Annotated in this window: 17 protein-coding genes; 12 read left to right on the plus strand and 5 right to left on the minus strand. The window is 69.1% G+C overall.

Features of this window, described 5'->3' with window-relative positions; genetic code table 11:
• Window positions 1–165: 165 nt before the first annotated feature.
• The 3 genes from ACX28W_RS29785 to ACX28W_RS29795 all read right to left on the minus strand — a co-directional run bounded on the left by ACX28W_RS29785 (window position 166) and on the right by ACX28W_RS29795 (window position 1,831).
• Window positions 166–393: a hypothetical protein gene (locus ACX28W_RS29785; RefSeq protein ID WP_362077031.1), complete on the minus strand. Its 228-nt coding sequence runs from the start codon at window positions 391–393 to the stop codon at window positions 166–168.
• Between the two features lie 593 nt (window positions 394–986).
• Complete coding sequence (locus ACX28W_RS29790) at window positions 987–1,454, minus strand: peroxiredoxin (protein ID WP_459002829.1); 468 nt, start codon at window positions 1,452–1,454, stop codon at window positions 987–989.
• Window positions 1,451–1,831, minus strand: coding sequence for a DoxX family protein (locus ACX28W_RS29795; protein ID WP_459002830.1), 381 nt, complete (start codon window positions 1,829–1,831; stop codon window positions 1,451–1,453). The genes ACX28W_RS29790 and ACX28W_RS29795 overlap by 4 nt, the downstream gene beginning before the upstream one ends.
• 184 nt (window positions 1,832–2,015) lie before the next feature.
• Here ACX28W_RS29795 and ACX28W_RS29800 point away from each other — a divergent pair, with 184 nt between their 5' ends.
• Complete coding sequence (locus tag ACX28W_RS29800; protein ID WP_459002831.1) at window positions 2,016–2,399, plus strand: hypothetical protein; 384 nt, start codon at window positions 2,016–2,018, stop codon at window positions 2,397–2,399.
• A gap of 24 nt (window positions 2,400–2,423) precedes the next feature.
• On the opposite strand, the gene ACX28W_RS29805 is transcribed toward ACX28W_RS29800, so the two are convergent.
• Window positions 2,424–2,891 (minus strand): hypothetical protein, encoded by a 468-nt coding sequence (locus ACX28W_RS29805; protein ID WP_459002832.1) that lies wholly within the window; start codon window positions 2,889–2,891, stop codon window positions 2,424–2,426.
• A 261-nt stretch (window positions 2,892–3,152) separates the two neighbouring features.
• Between ACX28W_RS29805 and ACX28W_RS29810 the strand changes: the two genes are divergently transcribed.
• The 6 genes from ACX28W_RS29810 (at window position 3,153) to ACX28W_RS29835 (ending at window position 8,987) form a co-directional block, all read left to right on the plus strand.
• Window positions 3,153–3,803, plus strand: a complete 651-nt coding sequence (locus tag ACX28W_RS29810) for a GntR family transcriptional regulator (protein ID WP_459002833.1) — start codon at window positions 3,153–3,155, stop codon at window positions 3,801–3,803.
• A gap of 48 nt (window positions 3,804–3,851) precedes the next feature.
• Window positions 3,852–4,601 (plus strand): PIG-L deacetylase family protein, encoded by a 750-nt coding sequence (locus tag ACX28W_RS29815; RefSeq protein WP_459002834.1) that lies wholly within the window; start codon window positions 3,852–3,854, stop codon window positions 4,599–4,601.
• The gene (locus ACX28W_RS29820; protein WP_459002836.1) at window positions 4,598–5,308 is read left to right on the plus strand and encodes a 4-carboxy-4-hydroxy-2-oxoadipate aldolase/oxaloacetate decarboxylase; all 711 of its coding nucleotides are present in this window, start codon (window positions 4,598–4,600) and stop codon (window positions 5,306–5,308) included. Before ACX28W_RS29815 ends, ACX28W_RS29820 begins: the two co-directional genes overlap by 4 nt.
• Window positions 5,305–6,405, plus strand: coding sequence for a 4-oxalomesaconate tautomerase (locus tag ACX28W_RS29825; RefSeq protein WP_459002837.1), 1,101 nt, complete (start codon window positions 5,305–5,307; stop codon window positions 6,403–6,405). The genes ACX28W_RS29820 and ACX28W_RS29825 overlap by 4 nt, the downstream gene beginning before the upstream one ends.
• Before the next feature lie 13 nt (window positions 6,406–6,418).
• Window positions 6,419–7,369: a catechol 2,3-dioxygenase gene (locus tag ACX28W_RS29830; RefSeq protein WP_459002839.1), complete on the plus strand. Its 951-nt coding sequence runs from the start codon at window positions 6,419–6,421 to the stop codon at window positions 7,367–7,369.
• A gap of 292 nt (window positions 7,370–7,661) precedes the next feature.
• On the plus strand, window positions 7,662–8,987 hold the full coding sequence (locus ACX28W_RS29835; RefSeq protein ID WP_459002840.1) for an MFS transporter: 1,326 nt from the start codon (window positions 7,662–7,664) through the stop codon (window positions 8,985–8,987).
• Window positions 8,988–9,453: 466 nt separating this feature from the next.
• Here the strand turns inward: ACX28W_RS29835 and ACX28W_RS29840 are convergent, their stop codons facing one another.
• Entirely contained in the window at window positions 9,454–9,858 is a 405-nt protein-coding gene (locus tag ACX28W_RS29840; RefSeq protein WP_459002841.1) for a cupin domain-containing protein, read from the minus strand.
• 235 nt (window positions 9,859–10,093) lie between these two features.
• Between ACX28W_RS29840 and ACX28W_RS29845 the strand changes: the two genes are divergently transcribed.
• The 5 genes from ACX28W_RS29845 (at window position 10,094) to ACX28W_RS29865 (ending at window position 15,412) form a co-directional block, all read left to right on the plus strand.
• Complete coding sequence (locus ACX28W_RS29845; RefSeq protein ID WP_459002945.1) at window positions 10,094–10,657, plus strand: carboxymuconolactone decarboxylase family protein; 564 nt, start codon at window positions 10,094–10,096, stop codon at window positions 10,655–10,657.
• 47 nt (window positions 10,658–10,704) lie between these two features.
• Window positions 10,705–12,231: a sugar ABC transporter ATP-binding protein gene (locus tag ACX28W_RS29850; RefSeq protein ID WP_459002843.1), complete on the plus strand. Its 1,527-nt coding sequence runs from the start codon at window positions 10,705–10,707 to the stop codon at window positions 12,229–12,231.
• Window positions 12,228–13,244 carry an ABC transporter permease gene (locus ACX28W_RS29855; protein WP_459002844.1) on the plus strand — a complete coding sequence of 339 codons (1,017 nt, stop codon included), beginning with the start codon at window positions 12,228–12,230 and terminating at the stop codon, window positions 13,242–13,244. Before ACX28W_RS29850 ends, ACX28W_RS29855 begins: the two co-directional genes overlap by 4 nt.
• A 62-nt stretch (window positions 13,245–13,306) precedes the next feature.
• Window positions 13,307–14,266, plus strand: a complete 960-nt coding sequence (locus tag ACX28W_RS29860) for a sugar ABC transporter substrate-binding protein (protein ID WP_459002846.1) — start codon at window positions 13,307–13,309, stop codon at window positions 14,264–14,266.
• Between the two features lie 234 nt (window positions 14,267–14,500).
• A complete protein-coding gene (locus ACX28W_RS29865) occupies window positions 14,501–15,412 on the plus strand; it encodes a LysR family transcriptional regulator (RefSeq protein WP_362076986.1) in 912 nt (303 codons plus the stop codon).
• Window positions 15,413–15,582 lie beyond the last annotated feature (170 nt).

The following is a 15,582-nucleotide window of genomic DNA, read 5'->3' on the forward strand; positions in this document are numbered from 1 at the left end:
TCGGCAACCGACGACAACGCCGCAGATCGGCGTGCCGGACCCCGCGTCTCCGGCATGATCCGCCGGACAGGCCCTAGCTGGCTAGATGTACTGATCACGAGCGGAGTGATGCGGCCGCCGTTCCGGTGCGGACGGCGGCACGCGCGTACCCCGGTTGGCATTCCGTCAGGTGAGCCAGCCGGTGGAGCTGTTCCCCGGGGGAAGGGAGGGGGGAAGGGCGCGGGGGCTCTGGGCCGAAACCCCGGGGGGCCTGGGGAGGAGACCGCCCGATGCGGGGTCCGTGTTGATGATCCATTCGAGTTCCCGCTGGAGCCTGCGGGCTTCGTTGCGGACCTGTAGCGGTATGTCCCCGCGTTCGGAGATCAGTTGGGCGTAGATCGGTGCGTCGTGCACGGGTGGCGCTTCTCCTCGGGTCTGGTGCCTTGCCCCTACGGTAAGGCCGCGGCGGCGCCGCGGTGGTCATCCTCCCAGTTCGGCCAGAACCGGAAGCACACGACCATGGAATGGCACCTTCCCCGCGATCCCCTTGCCCGCAGTCCCCTCCGGGCCCTCTCCCTATGAGGCGTTGCGGCTCGACGGGCCGAAGATCTCGATCTCGGCTATGGAGACCTGCTTGTCCGCGGCGGCACCGTAGGCCGAGCGGATGATGAATCGGACCGCGGTGGCGTCACCCGCGCGCCATGCGCGGCGCTGACCGCCGGCACTCTGGTCGAGCGTGATGAAGCGGGTGCTCGTCCTGCCGTTAGCGGTGGTGATGCGGACCTCTATGCGGTGCGGGAGCGCCGGTCACATCCGGATCCGACGGCGGGAGAGCAGGGCAACTGAGGCGGGTCTCCCGCCGACGGAGCACGTGTCGCGTCTCATGACGTGAGCCGCCCGTCCGGGGCGTGGAGCTCTGTCGGCGTTTCCCCTGGTCGGTTCATCCGGAACTCGTCCGCGTTGAGCACACCGGCGCCGCCGAGACGGAGTCGTGGCTGAGCTGTGGTTCAGCCCCGATGGGCACGCAGCGCGGCGAGGGCCCGGTCGGCGTGGGCGCTCATCCGGATTTCACTGCGCACGACCTCCAGGACCGTGCGGTCCTGGGCGAGCACGAAGGTGACCCGCTTGGTGGGGGCCAGGGAGAAGCCGCGCTTCACTCCGAACCGCTCCCGGACACTCCCGTCGGTGTCGGACAGCAGGGGGAATCCGAGGGTGTGACGCCCGGCGAACTCCTGCTGCCGGTCGACGGGATCGCCGCTGACGCCCACCGGCCGCGCGCCCGCGTCGGCGAACTCGGCCGCCAGATCACGGAAGTGACATGCCTCGGCCGTGCAGCCGGGGGTGAGAGCGGCGGGATAGAAGAACAGCACCACCGGTCCGGCCTCGAGCAGATCGGACAACTTCCGTTCCACGCCGGTCTCGTCCGGCAGGACGAAGTCCTCGACCTTGTCGCCCACATCCACACCACGTGTCATGACCGTCCCTCTCCACCCTTGGCGATACCCCGGGCCCACAGTACAAGGGGTACCTGCAGCGGCAGCCGCGCGAGGGCGGCGGTTCTGAGAGGCGCGGGACGGTGACGCCAGTCCACGGCCATCTGGACGTTGGCGGGAAACACCCCGACGAAGAACGCGGCCGTGGCGAGCGCGGACACCCGCCGGGTGCGGGGCAGCGCCACCCCGGCGGCCAGGGCCAGTTCGGCGACCCCGCTGCCGTACGTCCAGGCCCGGGGCGCCCCCGGCAGCGCCCGCGGAATGGTCGCGTCGAACTGCCGTGGCGACACGAAGTGAGCGACCCCCGCGGCGGCCAGCAGACCGGCGAGCAACAGGGGCGAGCGTTCCGACCGTGGCACGGTTCCTCCTCGAAGGGATCTGCCGCGCGATATTACTGGACAGTAGAAGGAAGGGGAGGGCGATGATCGGCGAAGAGGCTTGTCGGACCGGTGCATGACTCCGAACGGGCGACGCCCTCACCCGACTCGGTGAGCGGCCGCGGAGGCGGCGTACCACCGGCGCACACGCGGACGTTGTCCCGTCATGGACAGCACTCACACGGCCCGGCGGCGCCGTCCGGAACCCGACGTCGTGGGCCGGTCGTACGCGGAACTGACGGATGGACGACAGGGCCATCCGCCGATCTACGCCCAGTTGGTCGCGGAGTGGCACGCCAAGGGCCGGGTGATTCCGGAGCGCCGCGAGGTGTTCGAGGTGCTGTGGGCTTCCTTTGCCGCGTCCGGCCCGCTGGAAGGCGAGCTGTGGCCGGTGGACTCCTGGGCGGACGGCCCGCGGGTGGGACCCCCGGCTCAACCGTCGGGCCCCGAGCGGGAGCGAGTGGTGCGGGATCGCGAGCGCGCGGCACGGGATACGGAGGCCGGTCCCGTGCCCGCCATCCCGGTGCCCCGGGGCCTGCTGGGTTGGTGAACCGCGCCGCGCGGGCGGGGACGCTCACCGCTCGTGCAGGGGGGCCAGGACGGCGAGCGTTCCGTTGGCCTGTTGCAGTGCCAGCTCCAGGGTGGGGGCGGGGTGCAGGGCCCCGGTCCCATCGGGCGGAATGATCCATTCCAGGAACCGCGCCGCGCGGTACGGCGGTGGTACGGCGACCCATGAGCCCTTGCCGGCGCAGCGGAGCCCGGATCCGATCCAGTGGCTTCCCGGGTCCGGGGGCAGGAAGAAGCCCACTCTGCGGGCCGAGGTGTCCATCAATGTCGGCCCCGGCGCGTGCAGGGGGTCGTGCCACAGGATGTCCAGGGCGAGCAGTCCGAGGTGCTCGGGCACGCTGAGCACGTCCCAGAACCGCCCGGCCTCCATGAGTACGGTCCCCGGTCCCTGATCCCACTCCCGCTTGCACGTCCGAGGGTCCGAGGCGGCTGCGGCGAGCCACTCGACACCTCGCATCCACATCGCATTCGGCATGGCCAACTCCCGCACTTGGACGCCAACTCGGCGTGTTCATGCTGGTAGATATTTCTATCCGGCGGAAGGGGTGGCGTGGTCTGGCGTTTACCTCCAGGTCGTTCGATGATCGCCCCCGTGTTCGTGGGTGCCCTGATCAGCGATGCCGTGACGGATCGCCGTAGCGTCGGTGAAGCATGTCGGCGACATGGAAAACAAAATTGTTGACAATCTTGTTGGCTTAGATTTACGTTCGACAGGCACTCAATCAGGGAGGGCGCGATGCCGAAGGAAGCCCGTCCAGGCACCGGCGAGCAGGCCAAGCGGCATGTACTCGTGCGGCTGCGGCAGGCGATTCTGCGGGGCGAGATGGCACCGGCCCAGCGGCTGGTGGAGAACGAACTCGCCGAGCAGTTCGGTGTCACGCGGGCCAGCGTCCGGGCAGCGCTGATCGAGCTGGAATCGGAGGCACTGGTCGAGCGGATCCGCAACCGCGGCTCGCGGGTGCGGGTGGTGACGGTCGAGGAAGCGGTGGCCATCACCGAGTGCCGCATGGTCCTCGAGGGGCTGTGCGCGGCCAAGGCAGCCGTCGAGGCCAGTGAGGAGCAGCTCGACGAGCTGACCGACCTGGGCACCGCGATGTCGAAGGCCGTCGCCGGCGGCGAGCCGGTGCTCTACTCCGAGCTCAACCACGAACTGCACGACCGGATCAGGGAGATCTCCGGCCAGCAGGTCGCCGTCGAGTTGCTGGAGCGGCTCAACGGACAGCTGGTGCGCCATCGTTTCCAGCTCGCGCTGAGACCGGGTCGCCCCCAGCAGTCCCTGAGTGAGCACCTGGCCATGATCGAGACGATCAGGGCCAGGGACCCGCAGGCGGCCGAAGCGGCCGTCCGCACCCACCTCGCGGGTGTCATCGACGCACTGCGCGCCTGACGCCGCACGGGTGGGCCAACCGGCCTGTCCACCAAGGAGATGTGAGTAATGACGCACGGCAACGCGCCCGCTACCCCACGATCCACGCTCGTCGTCACCGCGCACGCCGGAGACTTCGTCTGGCGGGCCGGCGGAGCCATCGCCCTCGCCGCCTCCCGAGGGGAGAAGGTCACCATCGCGTGCCTGACCTTCGGCGAGCGCGGCGAGTCCGCCAAAGCGTGGCGCGAGGGCAAGAAGCTCGAGGAGATCAAGGCGATCCGCCGTGAGGAGGCCGAGAAGGCCGCCGCCACCCTCGGTGCCGAGGTCCGCTTCTTCGACGCCGGCGACTACCCGCTGATCGCCACGGCCGAGCTGACCGACAAACTCGTCGAGGTCTACCGCGACACCCAGCCCGACGTCGTTCTCACACACCCGACCGAGGACCCGTACAACGGCGACCACCCGGCTGCCAACCGGATGGCGCTGGAGGCCCGCGTGCTGGCCCAGGCCATCGGTTACCCCGGCCCGGGCGAGATCATCGGCGCCCCGCCGGTCTTCTTCTTCGAGCCGCACCAGCCCGAGATGAGCGGCTTCAAGCCCGAGGTCCTCCTCGACATCACCGATGTCTGGGAGGCCAAGCGCAAGGCGATGGAGTGCCTCGGCGCCCAGCAGCACCTGTGGGACTACTACACCGACCTTGCCGTCCGCCGCGGTGTTCAGCTCAAGCGCAACGCCGGACCCAACCTGGGCCTGGCGCACAAGACCATGGCCGAGGCGTACATGCGTCCCTACCCGCAGATCGCGAAGGAGCTGGCATGAGCGGCGTGATCGTCACCAACCCGCCGAAGGCGGACGCGAAGGACGTCGAGGCGCTGGCGGGCTTCGGCGTCGCCACCGTGAGCGAGGCGATGGGCCGCACCGGCCTGCTCGGCCCCGAGCTGCGCCCGATCCAGCAGGGCACCCGGGTCGCGGGTACCGCGGTCACGGTGCTGAGCTGGCCCGGCGACAACCTCATGATCCACGCTGCCGTCGAGCAGTGCGGCGAAGGCGACATCCTGGTGGTCACCACCACCTCGCCCTCCACCGACGGCATGTTCGGCGAGCTGTTCGCCACCGCGCTGCAGCGGCGCGGCGTGCGTGGCCTGATCACCGACGCGGGCATCCGGGACACCCAGGAGCTGCGCGAGATGGGCTTCCCCGCGTGGTCCCGGGCCGTCTCGGCGCAGGGCACCGTGAAGGCCACGGGCGGTTCGGTCAACGTGCCGATCGCCATCGACGGCCGGGTGATCCGCCCCGGCGACGTGATCCTCGCCGACGACGACGGTGTGGTGGTCGTCCCCCGCGAGAGCGCCCGCCGGACCGCCGAGACGTCCGAGGCCCGCGAGAACAAGGAGGCGCTTGCCCGCGCCGCCTTCATCGAGGGCCAGCTGGGTCTGGACCGGTACGGGCTGCGCGAGACGCTGGTACGCCTGGGCGTGACCTACCGGACGTACGACGAGTACGTGCGGGACGGAGCAAAGTCATGACCGGGTCCGTGGAGGTGCGCTGCATGCTCATGCGCGGCGGCACTTCCAAGGGCGCCTACTTCCTGGCCGAGGACCTGCCTGCCGACGCCGCCGCACGCGACGACCTGCTGCTGCGCGTCATGGGCAGCCCCGACCCGCGCCAGATCGACGGCCTGGGCGGGGCGCACCCGCTGACCAGCAAGGTGGCCGTGGTCTCGGCCGCGGACGATCCCGAGGCGGACGTCGACTACCTGTTCCTGCAGGTGGGCGTCGACCGGCCCGAGGTGTCCGACCGGCAGAACTGCGGCAACATCCTGGCCGGGGTCGGCCCCTTCGCCGTCGAACGCGGACTCGTGCCGCCCGGCGAGGGCGAGACATCCGTACGGATCCGCATGCTCAACACCGGGGAGCTCGCCGTCGCGACCTTCCCCACCCCCGGCGGGCGCGTCGACTACACCGGCTCCGCGGAGATCTCCGGCGTGCCGGGGACCGCCGCACCGGTGGTGATCGAGTTCCCGCAGGGTGCGAGCCCGCTGCTGCCCACCGGGAACGTCCGCGACATCGTGGCCGGTACGCCGGTGACCTGCGTGGACAACGGGATGCCGACCGTCCTGATCCCGGCCTTGGCCCTGAACGTCAAGGGTGACGAGGCCCCCAAGGACCTGGAGGAGAATCTGGCGCTCGCCGACCGTCTGAGGGAGATCAGGCTGGAGGCCGGCAAGCTGATGGGCCTCGGCGATGTCGAGGGCACCACCGTGCCCAAGCTCAGCCTGCTCGCCCCGCCCCGCAATGGCGGCGCCGTGATGACCCGCACCTTCATCCCGGTGCGCTGCCACACCTCCATCGGCGTCCTGGGCGCCGCGAGCGTGGCGGCCGGGCTGCGTATCCCCGGCAGCGTGGGGGAGGGGATCGCGGAGCTTCCCGTACAAAGTGACCGAATTCGCATCGAACATCCAAGCGGATTCATAGAAATCGACACTAGCGTCGACCCCGGCTCGGGCGAGACCGCACCGGTGGCTCGCTGCACCGCCGTGGTGCGTACCGCACGAAAGATCTTCGACGGCACCGTCTTCCCCCGGTCCGCCGACACCGCCCCCACGCCCGCACACGGCCGTTAAGGAGGAGCCGCTGATGACTCCGCCCCTTGGAGATATCGCCCACCTCGGGCACGTCGAACTGCTCACCCCGGACCTGGATGGCAGTCTCAAGTTCTTCACCGAGTACCTAGGTCTGACGGTCAACGGCCAAAGTGGCGACTCGGTCTATCTGCGGACCTGGGACGACTACGAGCACCACAGCCTCGTCCTGACCGCGCACGAGACCTCCGGCATACGCCGCACCGCGTTGCGCGCCTCCAGCGAGGAGGCTTTGCAGCGCAGGGTCAAGGAGCTGGAGGCCGCGGGCCACGACGGTCGCTGGACCGAGGGCGAGCCGGGCCTTGGCCCGCTGTATGTGACCACCGACCCCGACGGCCATGAGATCGCCCTGTACTGGGAGTCCGAGTGGTACGAGGCCCCGGACGCGCTCAAGCCGGGCCTGAAGAACCAGCCCCAGGCCAAGCCGGGTCACGGTGTGGGCGTACGTCGCCTGGACCACATCAACTACCTCGCCGCGGACGTCGCCGCCAACGCCGACTTCCATCAGCACCTCCTCGGTGCCCGCCCGACCGAGCAGGTCCAGCTGGACACCGGCAAGATCTCCGCGAAGTGGCTGACGTTCACGAACAAGTCGTACGACGTCGTCTATACCGAGGACTGGACGGGTTCGCGCGGACGCCTGCACCACATCGCGTTCGCGACCGACACCCGCGAGGACATCCTGCGCGCCGCCGATCTCGCCATCGACACCGGCGTGTTCATCGAGACCGGCCCGCACAAGCACGCCATCCAGCAGACGTTCTTCCTGTACGTCTACGAGCCGGGCGGCAACCGCATCGAACTGTGCAACCCGCTCACCCGCCTGGTGCTGGCCCCGGACTGGCCGCTGGTCACCTGGACGCAGGCCGAGCGTGCCAAGGGGCAGGCGTGGGGCCTGAAGACCATCGAGTCCTTCCACACCCACGGCACACCGCCTGTCTGCTGAATCGAGCCGAACCGGGGGGTGAGGGCACACAGCCAGGTGCCCTCACCCCCCTTGCTTTTACTGCGTCCGAGGCCGGTCCGCCGCTGTCCGATGCCTGAAGGTGGATTGTTGCTGAGATTGTTGACAAAAGTGTTGACACTCTCGGAACGGATCCTTAGCGTCTAGCGCACACCGGGTCAGCCGCACGAGCCGCGTCGACCCGCCCCCAAGCTCTCGGCTCCGCTCGAGCAGGGGGACCCCCAGAACTGATCCCCTCCAGGGACCGCCTTTCCTGGACGAGAGGAAAACAAAGATGTCCTCCTCCCCCTCCCTGTCAGCTCGCGGGAGCAGACTGGCCATTCTGGTCGTCGGTCTGTGCTGGCTGGCCGTGCTCTTCGACGGCCTCGACATGTTCATCTACGGCTCCGTGCTGCCCCACATGCTCGAGACGAAGGCGCTCGGCATCACCCCGGACCAGGCCGGAGACCTGGGCAGCTACGCCACCTTCGGCATGCTGATCGGCGCCCTCACCGCGGGGACGATCGCGGACCGGATCGGCCGCAAGAAGCTGATGGTCGCCTGCGTCACGCTCTTCTCGCTGGCCTCCGGCCTGTGTGCGATGTCCTCCAGCGTCGAGGTCTTCGGCCTCGGCCGGACCCTCGCCGGCATCGGCCTCGGCGGTCTGCTGCCCACCGCGATCAGCATGGTCTCCGATTACGCCCCGCGCGGCCGCGCGGCCCTCACCATCGGCATGCTGATGACCGCCCACCACGCCGGCGGCATCCTCTCCGCCTACGTGGCCAAGTGGCTGGTGGAGCCCGTCGGCTGGCGCGCCGCCTTCTGGGTCTGTGTGGTCCCGCTGCTCTTCGCCCCGGTGCTGGCCAAGTTCCTGCCCGAGTCGCTGAGCTTCCTGGTCGCCAAGGGCCGCACCGAGGAGGCCCGCGAGCTGGCCGAGCGCTACGAGGTCGAGCTGCCCGCCCAGGCAGGCAAGAAGGCCCCCGCCGACCGCTGGAACGCCCTCACCAACCTGTTCCGCGGCGGTGAGTGGATCCAGACCCTGCTGTACTGGCTGGCTTCCTTCGGCGGCCTGCTGCTCGTCTACGGCGTCGCCACCTGGCTGCCCACCCTGATGCGCAGCGAGGGCTACAACCTCGGCTCTGCCCTGACCTTCGTCGTCATCTTCAACCTCGGCGGCATCGTGGGCATGCTGGTCGCCGGCCGGGCCTCCGACCGCTTCGGCGCCCCGCGCATCTCGGCGATCTGGTTCGCGCTGACCGCCGCCGGAGTCTTCCTGCTCAGCGTCCACATGCCGCTGGCCGTCACCTTCGTCGTCGTCTTCTTCACCGGCGTGTTCCTCAACAGCGCCCAGACCATGATCTATGCGACGGTGTCGATCCGCTCCATCCCCGAGAACCGCGCCACCGCCGTCGGCTGGACCTCCGGCATGGGCCGCTTCGGCGCCGTGTTCGGCCCGTGGCTCGGCGGCCAGCTGCTCGCCGCCAACCAGGGCGACTGGGGCTTCACCGCCTTCGCGTTGGCCGGACTGTCCTCCATGGTCTTCATCGGCATCGCGGCCCTGCGGAGCTCCAAGCAGGCGCCGCGCAGCGCCGCCGAACAGGAGCTGATCAGCGTCCACTGACGGGCAGATCCGCGCCTGGTCGGGCAGTACCCCGACGCAGGGAGACGAGGACGAACGCCGGCCGCCGCAGGGGATGCGGTGGGCGGCGTTCGGCGTCATAAGCCACCCTCACGGAATCCGTCGGCGGGCTCGCGGGGTGCTCGAACTGTCGGTACAGGAGCCCTGGGAGGGCTGGTGAGGCGCTCGGGCGGCTCGCGGGGACTTTGCTCGCAAAGCCTTCGGGCGGGCTCTCGGGGGCGGGACGGCTGGTGATGCGCGCTGGGCCCTCGTGTCGGCGCGGGGCCCCTCGGTGCCGGATGCCCGCCCCGGTCGGGGCGCCGCGCCGTTGTCGCGTGCCGTTCGGCCCAGGGCGTGCGAGGCGCCGCCCGGCCCTGGCAGCCCTGGGGGAACTCATGCCGAACGCCCGGCCGTCACCGAGGACTGCCGGGCGCACGTATGCGTCAAAGGGCCGAGTACGCCTATGAGTTCACCCCATCTGGTCCTCGACCGAAAGGTGTTCCACCGTCTTGCCGGTTGCCGTGAACGTACGGGTCACATGGCCCGACGAATACACCCACAGGATGCGCAGCGGGCGGTCGCCGATGTTCCGGAACAGGTGAGGAATGGGGGACGGAACATACGTGGTGTCGAACTGCTCCAGTTTCGTCACCTCGCCGTCCACCACCACCTCCGCCTCGCCCTCGAGGATCGTCACGTGCTCGTCGCAGTTGTGCGAGTGCAACGGCGCCCCGGAACCGACCGGATACACGCTCATCCCACTGGTGATCCGGTTCTCCCCGGCCGCGGACAACGTGGTGACCAGCGGCGTCGTCACAACCGAGCCACCTCGGTCGAGCAGGGGCACGGACGCGGCCTTGATGATCGTGGTCATCCGGAAAATCCTCTCCAGCTTCACGGTGATACGCCGACCGACGTTAGGCCGTCCCCCGGCGAATGGGTGCCCTCCGGCGTGCAGCTTTACCTTGCACTCCGAGAGGGGTGAGCTTCGCGAACCCGGCTGTACCGTCGGCTGGCATCGCACGGCGTCCCGTTCCGTGCCCGAAACGCGGCGGAAAGAAAAGGCAGGTATCGGCCACATGAGGCTCCCCGTTCTCGCCGAAGAGGAAATGACTCCCCGCCAGCAGGAGTTGGCCGCCCGGATCGCCGGCCGCCGAGGCGCTGTCCGTGGCCCGTTCCGGGTCTGGCTGCACAGCCCGGAGATGTGTGAACGCGCCGAGTCCCTCGGTGCCTTCGCCCGCTTCGACTGCAGCCTTCCCAAGCACCTGCGCGAGCTCACCCTGCTGATGGCCGCGCGCAACTGGGACGCGCAGTACTCCTGGAACGTGCATGTGCACCAGGCGATCGAGGCCGGCATCCCGGAGGCCGCCGTCAAGGCCGTCGCCGAGAAGCGCGAGGCGGTCTTCGAGGACGAGGCGGACCAGGCCTTCTACCAGTTCTGCCGGGAGATCCTCGAGGAGCACTTCGTCTCCGACGACACTTTCGCCCGCGCGCTCGAGCACTTCGGCTCCAAGGGACTGGTCGACACCATCGGCGCGCTCGGCAACTTCACCATGCTCGGCATGTGCCTGAACACCTTCCAGGTGGACCTCCAGGCCGACCGCGAGCCCCCTTTCCCGGACATCCGCGGCTACGAGCGCGTCACGCCCGACGGGGACGGGCCGCGGCCGTGACGGCCACCAGGGACCGGAGCACGCAGGAAGGCACTGACGTGACCCCCATGAAACCCCCCGCGGCCGGCAGCACCGCCGGTACGCGGCCCGAAGCCGTGCTGCGCGTACGAGGCGTCACCAAGACCTTCGGCGGGGCGGCCGCGCTCAAGGGCGTGGATCTCGACCTGTACCCCGGCGAGATCCACGCGCTGATGGGCATGAACGGAGCCGGCAAGTCGACGCTGGTGCAGGTCCTCTCCGGGATCCACCAGCCCGACGCCGGCACCATCGAGGTCAACGGACACACACAGTCCGGGCTGACCGTGCGCAAGGCCCGCCGGCTCGGCATCGCCTCGGTTCCCCAGCGCCGCGAGTTGGCGATGGGCCTGACCGTGGCCGAGAACGTCATGCTGGGCGATCTGCCCACCCGGCGCGGCACCGTGCACTGGAAGGCGGTCAAGGACGAGGCGAACAGAGCGCTGTCCGACCTCGGCATCGACATCGACGTGGAGCGCGTCGCGGGCTCCCTCACCGTGGCCGAGCAGACCATGGTGGAGGTGGCCCGGGAGGTCCGGCGCGGCGGCCGGATCCTGATCCTCGACGAGCCGACCGCCTGTCTGAGCGCGGAGGCCGCGAACCAGATCAGGACGCTGGTGCGCACCCTGCGCGACGAGGGCGTCGCCGTCGTCTACATCTCGCACTACATCGACGAGGTCATGGCCGTCGCGGACCGCCTCACCGTGCTGCGGGACGGGAACGTGGTGACCTGCGTGTCGGCCACGGAGACCGACCCCGCGGGACTGGTCCGCAGCATGGTCGGCCGGGACGTGGTCTCGCATCGCCCCGAGCGCCCCGCGCCCAAGGACGAGAGGGGCCTCGCCGTACGCGGCCTCAGCCACGGCCGGGCCGTCCAGGACTTCACCGTCGAGGTGCGCAAGGGCGAGATCGTGGCCGTACTCGGGCCCGCGGGCGACGCCCAGTCACGCCTGTTCGACCTGCTCTCCGGACGGCAGCGCCCGGACGCCGGCGAACTGAGCGTCGACGGCCGGGCCGTTCCCTTCGGCCGGGTCCAGGCCTCGCTGGCCAGCGGTCTGCGCTGTGTCACGGGTGACCGCCGCACCCTGGGGCTCGTCCAGGGGATGTCCCTGGACGAGAACCTGATGCTGGCAGGCGACCGCTTCGCACGCCGCAGGCTGCACCGCCGTACCGAACTCGCCCGTCGTGCCGCGCCCCTGCGCGGCAGCTACGGCGTGGTCGCCCTCACCGGCAATCCGCCCGTGGGCGCGCTGTCCGGCGGCAACCAGCAGAAGGTCCTGCTGGGCAAGTGGCTGGAGACCGAGCCGGTCGCCTGCTTCCTCGAGGACCCCACCAACGGCGTGGACGTCGCGGCCATGGCCGACATCCACACCCTCGTCGACGACCTTGCCAACCGCGGCGTGGCCGTGCTGCTCGCCTCCTCGTCCGCCGAGGAGGTCATGCGCCTCGCCGATCGTGTCGTCGTCGTCAGCGGCGGCCGCATGATCGCCGAACACGCCATCACCGCCATCACCCGCGACGAGCTCGTCGCCACTGCACTCGGAGGTCAACCGCAGTGAGCCTCAAGACCCCCTCCGCCTCCACGGACGCCGTGGCCCGTCCGCCCGAGCGCACCTCGTCCCGGCTGACGGCCCAGGCCCTGCTGCGGATCCCGCACGGCGGGCTGATCGTCGTCCTCGTCCTGGTGTGCGTGTTCACCGCCCTCAACGCGGACTCCTTCACCAGCTCGCAGAACCTGCTCAACGTGCTGAGGCAGATCAGCGTGACCGCCGTCATCGCGGCCGGGCTGACCCTGCTGATGACCGCCGGCGGCATGGACTTCTCCATGGGCAGCAACGCGGCCGTCACCGTGTCGGTGGCCGCGCAACTGCTGTCGGGCGGCCATTCCACGCCCGTGACGGTGGTTCTCACCCTGCTCCTCGCCACCCTGATAGGCCTGGTCAACGGTCTGGTGGTGACCTTCACCAGGGTCGCTCCGTTCGTCGCCACCCTTGCCTCCGCGATGCTTCTCGACGGCGTCGCCCTGCTCGTCCTCAATGGCATGAGCATCACCATCGGCGACAAGATGTTCGCGCTCGGAAACTCCAAGTTCCTCGGCATTCCCTACCTGCTGATCGTGGCGCTCCTGGTCCTCGTCGTGATCGGCCTGGCCATGCGGTTCACCACCTTCGGTCGCGACGCGTTCGCGATGGGCGGCAACGAGCACGTCGCCCGGCTGAGCGGCATCAACGTCTCGGGGCGCAAGCTCGCCCTGTACGCCCTCGCCGGCGCGCTCGCCGGTCTGGCCGGGCTGATGCTGCTCTCCCGGCTCGGCGCCGCCGCCCCCAACACCGGTGGTCTGCAACTCCAGTTGACCGCCGTGGCCGCGGTGGTCATCGGCGGTACCTCGCTGGCCGGAGGCCAGGGAAGCATTCCCGGCACGATCCTCGGCGTGGTGCTGCTCGGAGTCGTCGCCAACGCCCTCAACCTCCTCCAGGTCAACAGCTACTACCAGTACGTCGTCACCGGCGGAGTGCTGCTGGTCGCCGCCATCGTCAACGAGTTCCAGCGGAAGTCCTCACCAGGCCATTGAGGTCGCATCCATACGTTCTGCAAACGCACCTTCTCTTCAAAGATGCAGGAAAGGCGTAATCCATGAAGTCCACAGCCCGCCCCCGCCGTACAGTCGCGGCCTCGCTCGTCGGCGCCGCCGCCCTGGTGCTCTCCGGCTGCGGCTCGGAGTCCGACGGTGCGGGCGCCGCCGGCTCCGTCTCCCTCGGATTCGTCAACGGCGCCAACACCCACTTCCACACCTGTCTGCTCAAGTCCGTCGAGCAGACGGCCAAGGCGCAGGGGGCCACGGTCTACACGGCCAACTCCAAGCAGGACGCCGGGACCGAGCTGTCCAACATCGAGGACATGATCGCGCGGAACGTGGACGCCCTGATCGTGCAGACCGTCAATGTCGACGCCCTCGAGGGCGACATAGCCAAGGCCAAGAGCGCGGGCATCCCGATCTATCTGACCTCCGTGGCCACGGACGACATGTCGGACGTCCTGGGCGTCGCCAAGGTCGACCTGAAGAAGCTCGGCAGCCTGGACGCCGGCTGGATCGAGAAGGACGCCGCCGGTAAGAACGTCAAGGTCGGCATCGTCGCCGGAGCCCCGGGCGCGGCCTCCGACCTGATGGTGGGCGGTTTCACCGACGCCCTGCCGTCGACCGCCAAGGTGGTCGCGAACCAGCCCGGCATGTTCAACCCCGCCAAGGCGCAGGACGTCGCCGAGAACATGATCCAGGCAAACCCCGACCTGGACTACGCCTTCGTCGCCAACGAGGAGATGGCCTTCGCCGTTCGCAAGGCGTTCGACGCGGCCGGCGCCAAGGATGTCAAGATCGTGACCGCCAATGGCACCGAGGACGGCCTGGTCGCGGTCAAGAACGGCAGCTTCTCCGCCACCGTCGCCAACTCGGCGATGACCATCGGTCAGACAGCGGTCAAGAACACGATCGGACTACTTGACAAGAACAAGGACGTTGACAAAATTGCCAACATTCCACTTGTCTTGGTCACCAAGGACAACGTGAGCGAGGCACCTCAATACTGCCCTGAGTAGCAGGGTCTGCTTGGGGAGGGGTGCCCGCCTCGCTGCGTTCTGAGCCGCCCGACCGCCGCAGGTAGTGCCGGAATGTCCTGATAGAGCCGCTATGAGGGCCTTCCGGTGCGGCGCGACCGCACGCCGAACCGTTTGTGAAACCCGTTCCGCGGGCGGATGCACCACCCGCACATCCCGTACGACCGGCACCGCCGCCGGGGCCCACCCCTGGTGAGGTGGGCCTCCGGAGGAATCATGGATCGTCTGCTCCTCATGCACAGCTTCGTCACCGTCGCACAGGCGGGCAGCTTCAGCGGAGCCGCCAAGAAGCTGGGCTCATCGGGCTCGCTGGTGTCACGACACGTCGCCGAGTTGGAACGGCAGGTGGGCGTCCGACTGGTCAACCGCACCGCCCGTTCGGTGAGCCTCACCGAACCCGGCCAGCGGTACGCCGAATTCGCCGCGCGCATACTCGAGGAAATCGACGCGGAGGACGCCGTACTGTCGCACCTCCACGACCGCGCCGAAGGATCGCTCAGCATCATCTGTCCCAAGTGGATAGGAAGTCTGGACCTCGGAGACGCGATCGCCGCGTTTTCCGCGGCACATCCGAAAATTCATGTCCGCTTCGAGCTGGGCGGCATGTCCGACCGCACCTACGATTTCCTGGACAGCGGATTCGACGTCGCCTTCCATACACGGGACCTGCGGGACTCCAGCGTCCGGCTCAAGAAGATCGCCTCGCTGCCCTTCGTGCTCTGCGCGTCGAAGGAGTACCTGGACCGGAAGGGCCCGCTCACCGAGCCGAACGGTCTCGCACACCACGACTGCCTCGTGCACGTCAACGACCCCGTCTGGCGCATCGGGCACGGACACGCCTCCACCCTGCACAAGATCCGTAACGTGGCGTTCTCGTCCAACTCCTACATCGCCCTGCAGAAGGCCGCCGTGCACGGCCTCGGTATCGGCCTGCTGCCGCAGCGGCCGGCGTACGACGACCTCATGTCCGGCGCGCTGCGGGTCCTGCTCCCCGAGCTCGCGGTGCCGGACCGCCCGCTCTACGCGATCTACGGCCCCGGTCAGGCCACCCCGAGGAAAGTCACCGTATTCCTCGACTTTCTCACCGAGTGGTTCTCGGGCAATCCCATTCCGGCGATGGATCGGTGATCTGACCCTGTCCGGTCAGGACCGTGAGCAAACGACCCAGAGCGCAACTAACGATTGCAATGCCTGCGCGACCAGGCTGTTGAGGCCGCCGAAGCCGCAAACCTACGATCGCGGGGAACCGGTGACCGCACGAGCACCGCAGGCGCGATCTGCGACTAGGGCCTGTCCGG

The sequence above is a fragment of the Streptomyces sp. SD15 genome, from assembly GCF_054462255.1.